Genomic DNA, 16,191 nt, shown 5'->3' on the forward strand with positions numbered 1-16,191 from the left:
GTTTAGGGGACCTAAATGAGCATTTTTAGCAGTGCTTTTAACGCAGCATGACGGCGCCACAGGCAGTTTTGAGGCAAAAAAAAGCCCCGGACTTCATATGGGGAGGGAGAAGTTCCGGGGTTTAAGTTCCGAACCGCTAGGGCGGGGTTCAGATATCTGCCAACACTTAACACAACATAGGAGCATCGAAGGGCTTCACCAGCCATTCAGTATCTCTGAGTGCCCTGACGCAAGATTAGTTCAGAATCTTTTCAAAAAACTTTGGAATAAGCTCAAGAGCGATCAGAACTAAGCCCATTCGACGCCTTTGCCGCGACGTCATGTCGCGGCAAAGCCCCGTTCCAGACGCCTCAGTGCGCCTCGTCCCAGTTGTTGCCAACTCCCACTTCCACCAGCAACGGCACGTCCAGTTTTGCCGCTTCGCTCATGTGTACGCGAATTTCTTCGCGAACCTGATCGACCAGATCCTCGCGAACCTCCAGCACCAGTTCGTCGTGCACCTGCAGGATGACTTTGGCGTCCAGCCCTGAAGCGCTCAGCCAGTTATCCACCGCCACCATGGCTTTCTTGATGATGTCTGCTGCGGTGCCCTGCATCGGCGCGTTGATTGCCGTGCGCTCGGCGGCAGCACGTTCCTGCGGCTTGTTGGAGTTGATGTCCGGCAGATACAGGCGACGACCGAAGATCGTTTCCACGAAGCCCTGATCCGCTGCCTGGGCGCGGGTGCGATCCATGTATTCACGAACGCCCGGGTAGCGCGCGAAGTAGGTGTCGATGTAGGCCTTGGCGGTCTTGGTGTCGACGCCGATGTCCTTGCCCAGCTTCTGCGCGCCCATGCCGTAGATCAGACCGAAGTTGATCGCCTTGGCGCCACGGCGCTGGTCGGAGGACACTTCGTTCAGCTCAACCTTGAACACTTCCGCCGCGGTGGCCGTGTGCACGTCCAGGTTGTTACGGAAGGCATTCATCAGCCCTTCATCGCGAGACAGGTGGGCCATGATCCGCAGTTCAATCTGCGAGTAGTCCGCCGCCAGCAGCTTGTAGCCTTTCGGCGCGACGAAGGCCTGACGAATACGTCGGCCTTCGGCAGTGCGCACCGGGATGTTCTGCAGGTTCGGATCGCTCGACGACAGGCGACCGGTCGACGCAACGGCCTGATGGTACGAAGTGTGGATACGCCCGGTACGCGGGTTGATCTGCTCCGGCAGGCGATCGGTGTAGGTGCTTTTCAGCTTGCTCATGGAGCGGTGTTCCATCAGCACTTTCGGCAAGCGGTGATCGTCCTCGGCCAGTTTCGCCAGCACTTCTTCGGCGGTGGACGGCTGGCCCTTGGCGGTCTTCTTCAGCACCGGCAGGCCGAGTTTTTCGTAGAGGATCACGCCCAGTTGCTTCGGCGAGCCGAGGTTGAATTCTTCACCGGCAATTTCGAAGGCTTCACGCTCCAGCGCGACCATTTTGTTGCCCAGCTCGATGCTCTGGATGCCGAGCAGTTCAGCGTCGACGAACGCGCCCTGGCGCTCGATACGAGCAAGCACCGGCACCAGCGGGATTTCGATGTCGGTGAGCACGCTGGCCAGGCTCGGGATGGCGCTCAGCTTCTCGAACAGTGTCTGGTGCAGGCGCAGGGTCACGTCGGCATCTTCAGCGGCATAGGGTCCAGCCTGTTCCAGAGCGATCTGGTCGAAGGTCAGTTGCTTGGCGCCTTTGCCGGCGATGTCCTGGAAGCTCACGGTGGTGTGATCCAGGTACTTCTGCGCCAGGCTGTCCATGTCGTGACGGGTGGCGGTGGAGTTGAGCACGTAGGACTCAAGCATCGTGTCGAAGGCGATCCCGCGCACGGTGATGCCTTCGTTCTGGTCGCCACCGATGGCGCAGTTGGCCAGGATGTTCATGTCGAACTTGGCGTGCTGGCCGACCTTGAGCTTGCTCGGGTCTTCGAGGATCGGCTTGAGCGCGCGCAGCACGGTGTCGCGATCCAGCTGCTCCGGCACGCCGATGTAGGAATGGGTCAGCGGGATGTAGGCCGCTTCGTTGGCCTGCACCGCGAAGGACAAGCCGACCAGTTGTGCCTGCTGCGCGTCGATCCCGGTGGTTTCGGTGTCGAAGGCGAACAGCTTGGCGTTCTTCAGCTTTTCCAGCCAGACGTCGAATCGTGCCTGATCGAGGATGGTTTCGTACGCAGCTTCAGCCGGAGCGGCGGGCGCTTCTTCCGCAGGCGTGCTGAACAGGTCGACGGCCGGCTCAGGCTCGGCAGCAGCGCTCAGTTCCTGGCGCTTGGCATCGCGATCCAGGTCATTCAGCCAGCTCTTGAATTCCAGCAGGGTGTATAGCTCGTAAAGTTTGGCCGGGTCCTCCGGACCCATTTGCAGGTCCTCGAGGCCGATATCCAGCGGCACGTCGACCTTGATGGTCGCCAGTTGGTAAGAGAGGAAGGCCATCTCCTTGTGCTCTTCGAGCTTGGCCGGCAGGGTCTTGGCGCCACGGATCGGCAGGGTCGGCACGATGTCGAGTTGCGCATACAGCTCGGTCAGGCCACCGTTGACGCCCACCAGCAAGCCAGAGGCAGTTTTCGGACCGATGCCGGGAACGCCGGGGATGTTGTCGGAAGAATCGCCCATCAGGGCCAGATAATCGATGATCTGCTCCGGAGCGACGCCGAATTTCTCCTTCACGCCTTCCACGTCCATCGAACTACCGGACATGGTATTGACCAAGGTAATGTGACCGTCGACCAGTTGCGCCATGTCCTTGTCGCCGGTGGAGATGATCACCGGGCGATCGGCGGCCGCGCTGCTGCGGGCCAGGGTGCCGATCACGTCATCGGCCTCGACGCCTTCGACGCACAGGAGCGGGAAACCGAGGGCGATCACGCTCTGATGCAGCGGCTCGATCTGCACGCGCATGTCGTCGGGCATGCTTGGGCGGTTGGCCTTGTATTCGGCGTACATCTCATCGCGAAATGTCCCACCCTTGGCGTCGAACACCACGGCGAACGGGCTGTCCGGATACTGCTTGCGCAGACTCTTGAGCATGTTCAATACGCCTTTGACCGCACCGGTCGGCATGCCTTTGGAGGTGGTCAGCGGTGGCAGCGCGTGAAAGGCGCGGTACAGGTAAGACGAACCGTCCACCAGGACGAGGGGGGCTTGGCTCATGAGCAGAATCAACCTTTTCGGCGGGCCCGGCGCTAGAATAGCGGGACCGTTGACGACAAAGGGACAAGGTTATCATGCGTACGTTAAATCGCTTGCTGCTGGTCAGTCTGATTGCTGTCTCACCGCTGGCCGCGATCGCGGCGGATGATGCGCCATCGTCAGAGCCGGAAGTTACCATTAGCACGCACACGGAAGGCGACAAGGTCATTCAGGAATACAGCCGGAGTGGATTCGTGTATGCGATCAAGGTCACACCGAAGGGCGGCAAGCCCTATTTCCTGGTGCGCGCCGATGGTACGGACGCGAACTACATCCGGTCCGACCAGCCGGATATGCTGATTCCGTCGTGGGAAATCTTTACCTGGAAGTAAGTTTCCTGACTTTTAATCGGCGCCGTCTGATAGCGGCGCCAGAACTGAGCAGTTTTTAACCATGTCTGTGTTCACCCCCCTGGCTCGGCCCGAGCTGGAAACCTTTCTCGCCCCTTACGGGCTCGGCCGTCTGCTCGATTTCCAGGGGATCGCCGCCGGCAGCGAAAACACCAACTTCTTCATCAGCATGGAAAAGGGCGAGTTCGTCCTGACCCTTGTCGAGCGCGGGCCGGTGCAGGAAATGCCGTTCTTCATCGACCTGCTCGACGTGTTGCACGAAGCCGATCTGCCGGTGCCTTACGCACTGCGCACCACTGACGGCGTGGCCCTGCGCGAGCTGAAAGGCAAACCGGCGCTGCTGCAACCGCGCCTGGCCGGCAAGCACATCAAGCAGGCCAACGCCCAGCATTGCGCGCAGGTCGGTGACTTGCAGGCGCATCTGCATCTGGCGACCCAGGGCGACAACATGATCAAGCGCAAGACCGATCGTGGCCTGGACTGGATGCTGGGAGAGGGCACGCAGTTTCTTTCGCACCTGAGCGACGAACCGCGCGCACTGCTGCAAACCGCGCTGGACGAAATCACTCAACAGAAAGAGAAAATTCTCGCGCTGCCACGGGCGAACATCCACGCCGACCTGTTCCGCGACAATGCGATGTTCGAAGGCACGCACCTGACCGGGCTGATCGACTTCTACAACGCCTGCTCCGGGCCGATGCTCTATGACGTGGCGATTGCCCTGAACGACTGGTGTTCGGACGATGACGGCCTGATCGACGGTCCACGTGCACGTGCTTTCCTGGGTGCTTATGCGGCGCTGCGCCCATTCACGGCCGCTGAGGCCGAGTTGTGGCCGACAATGCTGCGAGTGGCGTGCGTGCGGTTCTGGCTATCGCGCCTGATTGCGGCGGAATCGTTCGCCGGGCAGGACGTGCTGATTCACGATCCGAAAGAGTTCGAGCAGCGTCTGGCGCAGCGTCAGACGGTCAGCACGCCGCTACCTTTCGCCCTGTAAAAGAAAAAACCGCAGCCTGCAGGCTGCGGTTTTTTTGTATCAGAGCGATTCGAGACAACCCGCCAGATCATTCCCCAGCTTCTCCAGCACTTGCTCGTAACCCTGAGCCGTCGCTGGCGTGTACCCGCCCAATGCATCCAGCTCCGCCAGCTTCACCGGCAGGCCCGCCACCAGCGTTTCGGCCAGGCGTGGACGCAGCGGCGGCTCACTGAACACGCATGTCTTGCCGACCTCCTGCAACCGCGCGCGCATCGCCGCCACATGCTGGGCGCCCGGCTGCACTTCCGCCGCGACGCTGAACACGCCGGTGTGTTTCAGGCCGTAGGCGTCTTCGAAGTAGTCGAAGGCTTCGTGGAAGACGAAGTAGGGTTTGCCTTCAACACTGGCCAGGCGTTTCTTCAAACGCTGATCCAGTGCATCCAGACGCTCGTCGAACGCTTTGGCGTTGCTCTGATAGCGCTCGGCATTGGCCGGGTCTGCAGCGCTCAGGTCAGCGGCCATTTTGTCGGCAATAACCCGCGCGTTCACCGGTGATAGCCACAAATGCGCATCGAGGCTGCCCGGGCGATGGTCGTGATCGTGTTCGTCGGCTTCTTCGGCATGGGAATGGCTGTCCGCAGCGAAGCGGCGCAGCTTCATGCCCGGCAGGTCTTGTACGGCAACGCTCGGCAGCGTACGACCGTTCAGCACGCGAGGCAGGAAACCTTCCATGTCCGGGCCGATCCAGTACAGCAGGTCCACCGATTGCACCTTGCGCACGTCGGACGGACGCAACGCGTAGTTATGCGGCGAAGCGCCCGGTGGCAGCAGCACTTCCGGAATCGCCACGCCGTCCTGCACCGCAGCGGCAATCAATTGCAGGGGCTTGATGCTGGTGAGGACTCTGACCTCGGCCTGAGCCGGACCGATCAGCAGAAAACCGGTGATGAATACGACAAAAACAGAAAAAAGTCGGGACACGATGACCACTCAATGAGGCGAGAACGGGTAACATAATAACGTCTCTAACCAAACTCGTCGCCGCTCATGCCTATTACACCGATTGCCAGCCGTCCCCACGACCACTCGCACTGCGTTCACAGCGCGCTGTCCGAGGCCGATGCCCTGTGTGCACAGAAAGGCCTGCGCCTGACCGCGCTGCGCCGGCGCGTGCTGGAACTGGTCTGGCAAAGCCACAAGCCGCTGGGTGCCTACGACATTCTGGCGGTGCTCAGCGAGCAGGACGGCCGCCGCGCCGCGCCGCCGACCGTATACCGGGCGCTGGATTTCCTGCTGGAAAACGGTCTGGTGCACCGCATTTCCTCGCTCAACGCCTTTGTCGGCTGCGTTCACCCGAAACATTCGCACCAGGGCCAGTTCCTGATTTGCCGCGAATGCCACGCCGCCATCGAACTTGAGCAAAAAACCATCAGCGACGCTATCGTCCACAGCGCCAGGGACGTCGGCTTCATTGTTGAGGCCCAGACCGTCGAAGTGGTCGGCCTCTGCTCCGGTTGCCGGGGGGCTTGATGAGCGATGCGCTGATCCGTCTGGAGCAGGTGGCTGTCCGGTTTGCCGGGCAGAACGTGCTGGACAACATTCACCTGAGCGTCGAGCCGGGGCAGATCGTCACCCTGATCGGCCCCAACGGCGCCGGCAAGACCACGCTGGTGCGTGCCGTGCTCGGGCTGCTGAAACCCGACAGCGGCAGCGTCTGGCGCAAGCCGAAACTGCGCGTCGGTTACATGCCGCAAAAACTTCACGTCGACCCGACCTTGCCGTTGTCGGTGCTGCGCTTTCTGCGCCTGGTGCCGGGCGTTGATCGCCCGCGTGCGCTGGCGGCACTCAAGGAAGTCGGCGCCGAGCACGTCATCGACAGCCCGGTGCAAAGCGTTTCCGGCGGTGAAATGCAGCGCGTGCTGCTGGCCCGGGCGCTGCTTCGCGAGCCGGAACTGCTGGTGCTCGACGAGCCGGTGCAAGGTGTCGATGTCGCCGGGCAAGCCGAGCTGTACAGCCTGATCACCCGTCTGCGTGACCGTCACGGCTGCGGCGTGCTGATGGTGTCCCACGATCTGCATCTGGTGATGAGCACCACCGATCAGGTTGTGTGCCTCAACCGTCATGTCTGTTGCTCCGGGCATCCCGAGCAGGTCAGTGGCGATCCGGCCTTCGTCGAGTTGTTCGGCAACAACGCGCCGAGCCTGGCGATCTATCACCACCATCATGACCACGCCCACGACCTGCACGGTTCGGTGGTCAAAGGGCCCCTGTCGGCTCAACCTCACGTTCACGGAGATAGCTGCAAGCATGGCTGATTTTCTGTTTTACGCCCTGCTTGCAGGTCTGGCGCTGGCGGTGGTCGCGGGGCCGCTCGGCTCGTTTGTGGTCTGGCGGCGCATGGCCTATTTCGGCGACACCCTGTCCCACGCCGCGCTGCTCGGCGTGGCCTTGGGCTTTCTGCTGGATGTCAGCCCGACTGTCGCGGTCACCGTCGGCTGCCTGCTGTTGGCGGTGCTGCTGGTGACCCTGCAACAACGCCAGCCGCTGGCGTCCGACACCCTTTTGGGAATTCTCGCACCGAGCACGCTCTCCCTCGGGCTGGTGGTACTAAGCTTCATGCATGAAGTGCGGATCGACCTGATGGCCTATCTGTTCGGCGACCTGCTGGCGATCAGCCCGGCCGATCTGGCGTGGATCCTCGGCGGCAGCGCGGCGGTGCTGGTGTTGCTGGTGACGCTGTGGCGCCCGCTGCTGGCGATCACCGTGCACGAGGAACTGGCCAAAGTCGAAGGCCTGCCGGTCGCCGGTTTACGTATGGCGCTGATGCTGTTGATCGCAGTAGTGATCGCGGTGGCGATGAAAATCGTCGGTGTATTGCTGATTACTTCGCTGTTGATCATCCCGGCGGCTGCGGCACAACGTCACGCCCGTTCGCCGGAGCAGATGGCACTGGGCGCGAGCGTGCTGGGCATGCTCGCCGTGTGTGGCGGGCTGGCGCTGTCCTGGTTCAAGGACACCCCGGCCGGCCCGTCAATCGTTGTGACAGCGGCCGCACTGTTTCTGCTGACTTTTGTTCTGCCCCGTCGAGGGGTGTAGACTTGCTCGTTTTTTGCGCAAATAGAGAGTCGCAGGAATGAAGCCGTTCGCCTCCCGTTATCTGCTCCTTGTGGCCTTTTCAGTGCTGCTGGGCGCCTGCCAAAGCACGCCGCCGGTGGCCGAAGTCCCCGATGCGCGGGCCACGGCCATCGCACAGCTGGAGCAAAGCCTGGCCAGCAGCGAACTGGCCACTGCCGAAGACCAGTTGGCAGCCTTGCAGGCCGAGACACCCAACGATCAATCCCTTGAGCAATACCAGCGTCAGTTGGCCGAAGCCTATCTGCGTCGCAGCCAGATCGTCCTGCAGAAGGGCGATGTGAACGCGGCCGCGACCGCACTGGCCCGTGCCCGCGTGCTGATGCCCAAGGCCCCGGCGCTTACCGGTGGCGTCAATGGCGCGATCACCGAAGCGCGCAAGGCTGAACTGGAGAAAGCCGAAGCAGCGCTCCAGGCCGCGGAAGCCAAGCCGAAAGCCAAGGTGATCGATCCAACTGCCGAGAGCACCACGGTTGCGCTGAACATCACCGATAGCCGCAAACTTCGCCGCCAACTGGATGCGATCGCCGCCGATGTGGTGAATTACGACTGTGCGGTGAGCATTCAGGCCCCGCGCACCAATGACTACCCGTGGCTGGCGACGCTGATTACCAAGCGCGTGAAGAAGCTGGATCCGGATTTCGATTTGAAGATCGAGAAGCAGATTCTGCGCACCGTGCCGGCGCAGATGGTTCTGAGCCCTGCTAAACCCTAAAAGCTTCGTCGGAACGCCGCCCGGAGCAAGCCCGCTCCCACATTGGTTCTGTGTCGTACACGAACTAAATGTGGGAGCGGGCTTGCTCGCGAAGGCGTCCTTTCAGTCAACCAACAGCCTTAAGCTGGAATAGCCTTGGCCTTGGGCTCCCGGTCCCAAACCCGATGCTGCCCGATCGCCGCAAAGAATGGCTTGGTCAGCGCGCCTACATCCTTGCCCTCCAGCAATCCGGCATCCATCTCCAGCTTCAGCAAGCCCAGCAACTGTTTGGCCTCGCCATGCAGCGCGATTGCCTTCAAGTGTTTGTACGCCTCCAGCAGGTAGTGCAACGCCACGCCGTCACCGCTCAACGCCTTGACCGACGCCGCGCCACCCGGTACGAACACCGCGTCGAACGCCACTGAAGGCAAACCTTCCATCGACGCATCCACCGCGAGGCTTTTGCCATCGGCGGTCTTCACCGGCGCTGAGGTCGGGCCGAGCAGTTTGGCGTGCGCTCCTTCTGCCGCCAGCGCCTTCTTCATCGCTTCAATCGCCGCACCATCGACGCCGTTGCCCGCGAGGATTGCGACTTTTCGCGTCTTGATGTTCTCCGGCAGCAGGTTGGCCTGACTCAACGCTGGCGAGCGATCCAGTGATGTTTTCGACACGTCCACAGTACCTTTGCCTGGCGCTGGCAGACCCAGGTTGGCCGCCACGCGTTTGGCCAGCTCCAGATCGATGTTGGCGAGAATCTCGTTCACTTCCCGCGCCCGGATGAATTCCCGCTCAACCTTGCCCAACTCGAAGCTGTAGGCAGCGATGATGTGCTCTTTCTCATGCGGGCTCATGCTGTTGAAAAAAAGCCGCGCCTGGGAGAAGTGGTCACTGAACGATTCGCTGCGCTGACGGATCTTGTTGGCGTCGATGCGCTCCGGATAACTTTCGAACCCGCCGTCCTGCGCAGCCGGCGGGGTTTCCTTCGGCCAGCCGCCATCGATGGAATTCGGTTCGTAGGACGCGCGACCCTTGTCGATCACCGTGCGGTGCTGGGCGTCGCGCTGGCCGTTGTGGAATGGCGCGACCGGGCGATTGATCGGCAGCTCATGAAAGTTCGGCCCGCCGAGTCGGCTGATCTGCGTGTCGGTGTAGGAAAACAGCCGGCCTTGCAGCAATGGGTCATTGGAGAAGTCGATGCCCGGCACGATATGGCCCGGGCAGAACGCTACCTGCTCGGTCTCGGCGAAGAAATTGTCCGGGTTGCGGTTGAGGGTCATCTTGCCCAGCGGCGTGATCGGAACGATTTCCTCGGGAATCAGTTTGGTCGGGTCGAGGATGTCGAAGTCGAAGTCATGCTCGTTTTCCTCTTCGATGACCTGAACGCCGAGTTCCCATTCCGGGTAGTCACCCATTTCGATGGCTTCCCACAGATCGCGCCGATGGTAGTCGGTGTCTTTACCCGCAAGTTTTTGCGCCTCGTCCCACACCAGCGAACAGGTGCCGGCGGTGGGGCGCCAGTGGAATTTGACGAAGCGCGATTTGCCCTCGGCATTGATCAGCCGGAAGGTGTGCACGCCGAAGCCCTGCATGCTGCGCAGGCTTTTCGGGATGGCCCGGTCGGACATGGCCCAGATCACCATGTGCGCCGATTCCGGTACCAGCGACACAAAATCCCAGAACGTGTCGTGAGCCGAGCCGCCGGTGGGGATCTCGTTATGCGGTTCGGGTTTCACCGCGTGGACGAAGTCAGGAAACTTGATCGCGTCCTGAATGAAGAACACCGGCATGTTATTGCCGACCAGATCGAAGTTGCCTTCGTCGGTGAAGAACTTCACGGCAAAACCGCGCACGTCACGCACGGTGTCGCCGGAGCCGCGCGGCCCCTGGACCGTGGAAAAGCGCACGAACACCGGAGTTTTCTTCCCCGGATCCTGCAGGAAACCGGCCTTGGTCAGCGCCGAATGGTTCTCGTAGCTTTGAAAGAATCCATGGGCGCCGGTGCCGCGGGCGTGAACGATGCGCTCGGGAATCCGTTCATGGTCAAAGTGCGTGATCTTCTCACGCATGATGAAGTCTTCCAGCAGCGACGGCCCGCGAGCCCCGGCCTTGAGGGTGTTCTGGTTATCAGCAATTTTCACGCCCTGGTTTGTGCGCAGGGCCTGACCGGTGGCGTCGGAGCGAAATTTTTCCAGGCTGTCGAGTTTGGCGTTGGTGTTGGCGCGATCCGGGGTATCAGTGCCGGCCAGTTGGCTTTTGTCATCGGCAGGTTTCTTGGTACTCATCAGTCATGAACTCCTGTTTGTCCCGGGATTGCTCCGGGACGCTTGAGTGTTTCCCAGGCACGGCACCCAGGGTTTTCAAGTCGCTTAAGTAGTGACTGACGAGGGTTTCGGGCGTTCCTTTTTTATGACCTTTGATCCTGTTATTGCCAAATCGAAGGTTATTTGCGAAATAAATGCTAAGAACCTCTATACGGACAGGCTAAAATGCGCGCCCGGCTAACCGCTGATCCTTTTCCAACGCGCCCCACAAGGTTCGCTACGTGATCGAGTTTCAAAACGTCCATAAGACTTACCGCGTCGCCGGTAAGGACATCACCGCGCTGCACCCGACCAGCTTCTCCATCGAGAACGGTCAGGTGTTCGGCCTGATTGGCCATTCCGGCGCGGGAAAAAGTACCCTGCTGCGTCTGATCAATCGCCTGGAGCAATCCAGTGGCGGCAAGATCATCGTCGACGGTGAAGAAGTCACCGCGCTGGACGCCAACGGCCTGCGCCGTTTCCGTCAGCAGGTCGGGATGATCTTCCAGCACTTCAACCTGCTGGCGTCCAAGACCGTGGCTGACAACGTCGCGCTGCCGCTGACCCTGGCCGGTGAACTGTCCCGCGCCGAGATCGACCAGCGTGTGGCCGAGTTGCTGGCGCGGGTCGGTCTGTCCGATCACGCCAAAAAGTACCCGGCACAGCTGTCCGGCGGTCAGAAGCAGCGCGTCGGCATCGCCCGCGCTCTGGCGACCAAGCCGAAAATCCTGCTGTGCGATGAAGCCACCAGCGCCCTCGACCCGCAGACCACTGCATCGGTCCTGCAACTGTTGGCCGAGATCAACCGTGAGCTGAAGCTGACCATCGTCCTGATTACTCACGAGATGGATGTGATCCGCCGCGTGTGCGATCAGGTCGGCGTAATGGATGCCGGTGTAATCGTCGAGCAAGGTTCGGTGGCTGATGTGTTCCTGCATCCGAAGCACCCGACCACCAAGCGCTTCGTGCAGGAAAGCGAGCAGATCGACGAAAGCGAGCAGCGCGATGACTTCGCTCACGTGCCGGGCCGCATCGTGCGTCTGACCTTCCAGGGCGAAGCGACCTACGCGCCGTTGCTCGGTACTGTCGCCCGGGAAACTGGTGTGGACTACAGCATCCTGGCCGGTCGTATCGACCGCATCAAAGACATTCCTTACGGGCAATTGACCCTCGCCGTCACCGGTGGCGACATGGAAGCGGCGTTCGCCCGCTTTACCGCCGCTGACGTTCACATGGAGGTGTTGCGCTGATGGAAGACCTGATGAGTTTCTTCACCAATATCGACTGGTACGAAATCTGGCTCGCCACCGGCGACACCATGATGATGCTCGGCGGTTCGCTGCTGTTCACCGTGCTGCTCGGCCTGCCGCTGGGCGTGCTGCTGTTCCTGTGCAGCCCGCGTCAGTTGCTCGAAGCCAAAGGCGTGTACGCGCTGCTGTCGCTGGTGGTGAACATCCTGCGTTCACTGCCGTTCATTATTCTGTTGATCGTGATGATTCCGTTCACCGTGCTGATCACCGGCACCTCGCTGGGCGTGGCCGGTGCGATTCCGCCGCTGGTAGTGGGTGCGACGCCGTTCTTCGCGCGGCTGGTGGAAACCGCCCTGCGTGAAGTCGATCGCGGCATCATCGAAGCGACCCAGTCGATGGGCGCGACCACCCGCCAGATCATCATGAACGCCTTGCTGCCGGAGGCCCGTCCGGGCATCTTCGCAGCGATTACGGTGACGGCGATTACACTGGTTTCCTACACGGCCATGGCCGGTGTGGTCGGTGCCGGTGGACTGGGTGACCTGGCGATCCGTTTCGGCTATCAGCGGTTCCAGACTGACGTGATGATCGTGACCGTGGTGTTGCTGCTGATTCTGGTGCAAGTGCTGCAAATGGTAGGTGACCGACTGGTCGTACACTTCTCGCGCAAATAACCGGTTTTGTAATGACATGAGCCGGCCATTCGCTGGCAGGCGCCAGACGGGCGCCGTAAAAAGGAGTTAGCTGAATGAAAAAACTGATCGTTGCCCTGGCTGCCGTTGCAGCGTTCTCGGCCCACGCCGACGAAACCCTGACCGTTGCTGCCACCCCGGTGCCGCACGCGGAAATCCTCGAGTTCGTGAAGCCGGTACTGGCCAAAGAAGGCGTGGATCTGAAGGTCAAGGTCTTCACCGATTACGTTCAGCCGAACGTCCAGGTGGCCGAGAAGCGTCTGGACGCCAACTTCTTCCAGCACCAGCCGTACCTCGATGAGTTCAATAAGGCCAAGGGCACCAGCCTGGTTTCCGTGACCGGCGTGCACCTGGAACCACTGGGCGCCTACTCCAGCAAGTTCAAGAAAATCGAAGAGCTGCCAAGCGGCGCCAACGTGGTAATCCCGAACGACGCCACCAACGGCGGCCGTGCGCTGTTGCTGCTGGCCAAGGCCGGCGTGATCACCCTGAAGGATCCGACCAACATCCTGTCGACCGTCAAGGACATCGCCCAGAACCCGAAAGACCTGAAGATCCGTGAACTGGAAGCCGCGACCATCCCCCGCGTGCTGACCCAGGTCGACTTGGCGCTGATCAACACCAACTACGCGCTGGAAGCCAAGCTCGATCCGTCCAAGGATGCGCTGGTCATCGAAGGCAGCGACTCGCCTTACGTGAACATCCTGGTGTCCCGCGCGGACAACAAGGACAGCGACGCCATGAAGAAACTGGCCGCTGCGCTGCACAGCCCGGAAGTGAAGAAATTCATTACCGAGAAGTACAAAGGCGCGGTGTTGCCGGCGTTCTGATTCGGACTCCGCAACGAAAAAGGGGACGCCAGTGGCGTCCCCTTTTTTGTGCCCAAAACACAGTCCCTGTGGGAGCGGGCTTGCCCGCGAAAGCGGTGGGTCAGATAAACATAGGTCGACTGACACACTGCATTCGCGAGCAAGCCCGCTCCCACATTGGAACAGTGCTGTTCTTACTTGCGGTTCAGCATCACCGGCAACTGCGCAATCAGCTTTGCGTTGTTCAACGGCGCACGAATGAACCCGCGCTGCGTACCGTCCGGCCCGATCACCGCCAGATTCCCGCTGTGATCCACCGTGTAATTCGGTTTGCTGGTATCGGCCGGAATGAATGGAATGCTCACCGCATTCGCCACCTTCTGCAGCTCGTCGATCGACTTCGGCGTCAGGCCGACGAACTGGGGATCGAAGTAGCCCAGGTATTGCTTCAACTGTGCAGGGTTGTCGCGGTTCGGGTCGACGCTGACCAGCACGATCTGCAATTTATCCACCGCATCCTTCGGCAGTTCGCTCTTGATCTGGCGCAGCTGGGCGAGGGTGGTCGGGCAGATGTCCGGGCAGAAGGTGTAGCCGAAGAACAGCAGGCTCCACTTGCCCTTGAGCTCGTTGACCGTGACCGGTTGGCCGTCCTGATTGGTCATCGTCACGTCCGGCAGGTTACGGCTCTGCGGCAGCAGGATGATGCCGGCGTCGATCAGTGCGGTCGGGTCGCCCTGGCCCTTGCCGCTCAGCACTTTGTTGACGGTCAGGCCGAGGATCAGCGCGATCACGGCGACGAGGATGAAGACGGTTTTCTGGGTTCGAGTCATAGGTTCAACAGTAGGTAGTGGTCTACGAGCAGGGCGATGAACAGCAGAAACAAGTACCAGATAGAGTACTTGAAGGTGTTGATCGCCGCGTGCGGCCGAGTGCCACGGTACAGCACCACGGCCCATTGCAGAAACCTTGCGCCCAGCCCGAGCGCGCAGATCAGGTACAGCAGGCCGCTCATGTGGATCACATACGGCAGCAGGCTGACCGCCAGCAGGGCGAAGGTGTACAGCAGAATGTGCACCTTGGTGTAGTGCTCGCCATGGGTGACCGGCAGCATCGGAATGTCGGCCTTGGCGTATTCCTCCTTGCGGTGGATGGCCAGCGCCCAGAAGTGCGGCGGGGTCCAGGCGAAGATGATTAGCACCAGCAGCAACGGTTCGGCGCTGACGTGGCCGGTGGCGGCGGTCCAGCCAAGCAGCGGCGGTGCGGCGCCGGCAAGGCCGCCGATGACGATGTTCTGCGGCGTCGCGCGTTTGAGGAAACCGGTGTAGATCACCGCGTAGCCGAGCAGCGAGGCCAGGGTCAGCCATGCGGTCAGCGGATTGGTGAAGGTCAGCAGCAAGGCCTGGCCGAGCAGTGCCAGCACCAGCGCAAAGGTCAGTGCGCCTGTGGGCGAAACCCGGCCCTCCGCCAGCGGCCGTTTGTGGGTGCGGGCCATGACCGCATCGATGCGCCGGTCCACGACATGATTGACCGCCGCCGCGCCACCGGCACACAACGCGATCCCCAGGTTGCCGAACACCAGCACCGTCCACGGCACCCCGGCGCGGGTCGCGAGGAACATGCCCACCAGCGAGGTGATCAGCATCAGCACCACGACTTTCGGTTTGGTTAGCTCCAGGTAATCACGCCACAGCGCCTGCGCCGGACGTTCGCCGATCAGAATCGCCATGGCGTCTCTCCTTTAATAGTGATGGGCGCCGCCGAGTGCTTACGCGGGCTCAGGCGCCAGCGTGCGATCATCGGTTGCTTGACCCGAACCAGGCTGGTTCGCGCGTGGTAGTTGACCAGCACCATCGTCAGCAGCAGCGCTGCACCGCCGGCGTTATGCGCCACGGCGACCGGCAGGGGCAGATGAAACAGCACGTTGCTGATGCCGAGGGTGATCTGCGCGCCGAGGGCGATCAGCACCAGCCCGGCCAGTCGTGTCATTCCGACCACTTTCAGTTGCCAGGCCAGACCAAGCAGGACGACTGTCACCAGCAACGCACCGATGCGATGAGTCAGGTGAATCGCCGTGCGTGCATCGCTGTCGAGTTGCCCGCCGAGGTAATTCGGGCCGATGTGTTGGGTCAGGTGAAAGCCGTTGGCGAAATCCGCCGGCGGCAGCCACTGGCCGTGGCAGGTCGGGAAGTCGATGCAGGCCACTGCCGCGTAGTTGGAACTGACCCAGCCGCCGAGAGCGATCTGGCCGATCACCAACAGCAATCCGGCAGTCGCCCAATATTGCAGACGCTTGGGCACGGTCAGCGCCGGCAGCACGCCGGACAGTCTCAACGTCAGCAGAAACAGCAGGCTCAGGGTCGCAAAGCCACCGAGCAAATGCCCGGTCACCACTTGCGGCCAGAGCTTGAGCGTCACCGTCCACATGCCGAATGCAGCCTGGGCGAACACCACCGCCAGCAGAAACAGCGGCAGTTTCAGCGGTTGCCTCGGATGACGACGATTGACCCACGCGCGCCCGGCCAGCACCGAAATCAGCATGCCGAGGGTGCCGGCGAAGTAGCGGTGGATCATCTCGTTCCAGCCTTTGTGCGCTTCCACCGGCGCGTCCGGGAAATGCAGTTCGGCATGAGCCAGTTGGGCTTCGCTTTTCGGCACGCTGATGAACCCGTAGCAGCCCGGCCAGTCCGGGCAGCCGAGGCCGGCGTGGGTCAGGCGGGTGTAGGCGCCGAGCAGCACCACGATCAGTGCCAGCAGGGTGGCAAACAGCGCGAGGCGAAATCCAGGTTTGGCCATG

At 61.4% G+C, this 16,191-nt stretch carries 15 protein-coding genes; 9 read left to right on the forward strand and 6 right to left on the reverse strand.

Features of this window, described 5'->3' with window-relative positions:
• Window positions 1-350: 350 nt before the first annotated feature.
• Complete coding sequence (gene polA, locus CAF63_RS26815) at window positions 351-3,155, reverse strand: DNA polymerase I (protein WP_085690420.1); 2,805 nt, start codon at window positions 3,153-3,155, stop codon at window positions 351-353.
• A 74-nt stretch (window positions 3,156-3,229) separates the two neighbouring features.
• On the opposite strand from polA, the gene CAF63_RS26820 reads away from it, so the two are divergent.
• Complete coding sequence (locus CAF63_RS26820; RefSeq protein ID WP_011331780.1) at window positions 3,230-3,526, forward strand: DUF2782 domain-containing protein; 297 nt, start codon at window positions 3,230-3,232, stop codon at window positions 3,524-3,526.
• A gap of 61 nt (window positions 3,527-3,587) precedes the next feature.
• Window positions 3,588-4,541, forward strand: a complete 954-nt coding sequence (locus tag CAF63_RS26825; protein ID WP_085690421.1) for a homoserine kinase — start codon at window positions 3,588-3,590, stop codon at window positions 4,539-4,541.
• 39 nt (window positions 4,542-4,580) lie between these two features.
• Here the strand turns inward: CAF63_RS26825 and CAF63_RS26830 are convergent, their stop codons facing one another.
• Entirely contained in the window at window positions 4,581-5,510 is a 930-nt protein-coding gene (locus CAF63_RS26830) for a zinc ABC transporter substrate-binding protein (RefSeq protein ID WP_011331782.1), read from the reverse strand.
• A 57-nt stretch (window positions 5,511-5,567) separates the two neighbouring features.
• Between CAF63_RS26830 and zur the strand changes: the two genes are divergently transcribed.
• The 4 genes from zur to CAF63_RS26850 are packed head-to-tail and all read left to right on the forward strand — an operon-like array spanning window position 5,568 to window position 8,367.
• Window positions 5,568-6,050 (forward strand): zinc uptake transcriptional repressor Zur, encoded by a 483-nt coding sequence (gene zur / locus CAF63_RS26835; protein ID WP_064379572.1) that lies wholly within the window; start codon window positions 5,568-5,570, stop codon window positions 6,048-6,050.
• Window positions 6,050-6,835 carry a zinc ABC transporter ATP-binding protein ZnuC gene (gene znuC / locus CAF63_RS26840; protein ID WP_085690422.1) on the forward strand — a complete coding sequence of 262 codons (786 nt, stop codon included), beginning with the start codon at window positions 6,050-6,052 and terminating at the stop codon, window positions 6,833-6,835. Before zur ends, znuC begins: the two co-directional genes overlap by 1 nt.
• On the forward strand, window positions 6,828-7,616 hold the full coding sequence (gene znuB, locus CAF63_RS26845) for a zinc ABC transporter permease subunit ZnuB (protein WP_085690423.1): 789 nt from the start codon (window positions 6,828-6,830) through the stop codon (window positions 7,614-7,616). Before znuC ends, znuB begins: the two co-directional genes overlap by 8 nt.
• A gap of 37 nt (window positions 7,617-7,653) precedes the next feature.
• Window positions 7,654-8,367: a PA5502 family lipoprotein gene (locus tag CAF63_RS26850; protein WP_085690424.1), complete on the forward strand. Its 714-nt coding sequence runs from the start codon at window positions 7,654-7,656 to the stop codon at window positions 8,365-8,367.
• Between the two features lie 119 nt (window positions 8,368-8,486).
• Here the strand turns inward: CAF63_RS26850 and katE are convergent, their stop codons facing one another.
• The gene (katE, locus tag CAF63_RS26855; protein WP_085690425.1) at window positions 8,487-10,628 is read right to left on the reverse strand and encodes a catalase HPII; all 2,142 of its coding nucleotides are present in this window, start codon (window positions 10,626-10,628) and stop codon (window positions 8,487-8,489) included.
• Between the two features lie 260 nt (window positions 10,629-10,888).
• On the opposite strand from katE, the gene CAF63_RS26860 reads away from it, so the two are divergent.
• The 3 genes from CAF63_RS26860 to CAF63_RS26870 all read left to right on the forward strand — a co-directional run bounded on the left by CAF63_RS26860 (window position 10,889) and on the right by CAF63_RS26870 (window position 13,418).
• Window positions 10,889-11,896 carry a methionine ABC transporter ATP-binding protein gene (locus CAF63_RS26860; protein ID WP_007953999.1) on the forward strand — a complete coding sequence of 336 codons (1,008 nt, stop codon included), beginning with the start codon at window positions 10,889-10,891 and terminating at the stop codon, window positions 11,894-11,896.
• Window positions 11,896-12,570, forward strand: coding sequence for a methionine ABC transporter permease (locus CAF63_RS26865; protein ID WP_007953997.1), 675 nt, complete (start codon window positions 11,896-11,898; stop codon window positions 12,568-12,570). Before CAF63_RS26860 ends, CAF63_RS26865 begins: the two co-directional genes overlap by 1 nt.
• Before the next feature lie 74 nt (window positions 12,571-12,644).
• Window positions 12,645-13,418 (forward strand): MetQ/NlpA family ABC transporter substrate-binding protein, encoded by a 774-nt coding sequence (locus CAF63_RS26870; RefSeq protein ID WP_007953996.1) that lies wholly within the window; start codon window positions 12,645-12,647, stop codon window positions 13,416-13,418.
• A gap of 173 nt (window positions 13,419-13,591) precedes the next feature.
• Here the strand turns inward: CAF63_RS26870 and CAF63_RS26875 are convergent, their stop codons facing one another.
• From CAF63_RS26875 to CAF63_RS26885, 3 genes are read right to left on the reverse strand one after another with little or no spacing between them, the layout of a single operon-like run.
• The gene (locus tag CAF63_RS26875; protein ID WP_085690426.1) at window positions 13,592-14,227 is read right to left on the reverse strand and encodes an SCO family protein; all 636 of its coding nucleotides are present in this window, start codon (window positions 14,225-14,227) and stop codon (window positions 13,592-13,594) included.
• Complete coding sequence (cyoE, locus tag CAF63_RS26880; protein WP_007953992.1) at window positions 14,224-15,123, reverse strand: heme o synthase; 900 nt, start codon at window positions 15,121-15,123, stop codon at window positions 14,224-14,226. Before cyoE ends, CAF63_RS26875 begins: the two co-directional genes overlap by 4 nt.
• Entirely contained in the window at window positions 15,111-16,190 is a 1,080-nt protein-coding gene (locus CAF63_RS26885) for a heme A synthase (RefSeq protein WP_085690427.1), read from the reverse strand. Before CAF63_RS26885 ends, cyoE begins: the two co-directional genes overlap by 13 nt.
• Between the last annotated feature and the right edge of the window lies 1 nt (window position 16,191).

It is taken from the genome of Pseudomonas sp. B20(2017) (assembly GCF_002113125.1).
Classification (GTDB): Bacteria; Pseudomonadota; Gammaproteobacteria; order Pseudomonadales; family Pseudomonadaceae; genus Aquipseudomonas.

Bases quoted from the DNA above. Each gene is read 5' to 3' on its own strand.
- CAF63_RS26825 (WP_085690421.1), top strand. From the start codon at position 3,588: ATGTCTGTGTTCACCCCCCTGGCTCGGCCCGAGCTGGAAACCTTTCTC.
- CAF63_RS26820 (WP_011331780.1), top strand. From the start codon at position 3,230: ATGCGTACGTTAAATCGCTTGCTGCTGGTCAGTCTGATTGCTGTCTCA.
- znuC (WP_085690422.1), top strand. From the start codon at position 6,050: ATGAGCGATGCGCTGATCCGTCTGGAGCAGGTGGCTGTCCGGTTTGCC.
- CAF63_RS26870 (WP_007953996.1), top strand. From the start codon at position 12,645: ATGAAAAAACTGATCGTTGCCCTGGCTGCCGTTGCAGCGTTCTCGGCC.
- CAF63_RS26875 (WP_085690426.1), bottom strand. From the start codon at position 14,227: ATGACTCGAACCCAGAAAACCGTCTTCATCCTCGTCGCCGTGATCGCG.
- CAF63_RS26850 (WP_085690424.1), top strand. From the start codon at position 7,654: ATGAAGCCGTTCGCCTCCCGTTATCTGCTCCTTGTGGCCTTTTCAGTG.
- cyoE (WP_007953992.1), bottom strand. From the start codon at position 15,123: ATGGCGATTCTGATCGGCGAACGTCCGGCGCAGGCGCTGTGGCGTGAT.
- zur (WP_064379572.1), top strand. From the start codon at position 5,568: ATGCCTATTACACCGATTGCCAGCCGTCCCCACGACCACTCGCACTGC.
- katE (WP_085690425.1), bottom strand. From the start codon at position 10,628: ATGAGTACCAAGAAACCTGCCGATGACAAAAGCCAACTGGCCGGCACT.
- CAF63_RS26865 (WP_007953997.1), top strand. From the start codon at position 11,896: ATGGAAGACCTGATGAGTTTCTTCACCAATATCGACTGGTACGAAATC.
- CAF63_RS26885 (WP_085690427.1), bottom strand. From the start codon at position 16,190: ATGGCCAAACCTGGATTTCGCCTCGCGCTGTTTGCCACCCTGCTGGCA.
- polA (WP_085690420.1), bottom strand. From the start codon at position 3,155: ATGAGCCAAGCCCCCCTCGTCCTGGTGGACGGTTCGTCTTACCTGTAC.
- znuB (WP_085690423.1), top strand. From the start codon at position 6,828: ATGGCTGATTTTCTGTTTTACGCCCTGCTTGCAGGTCTGGCGCTGGCG.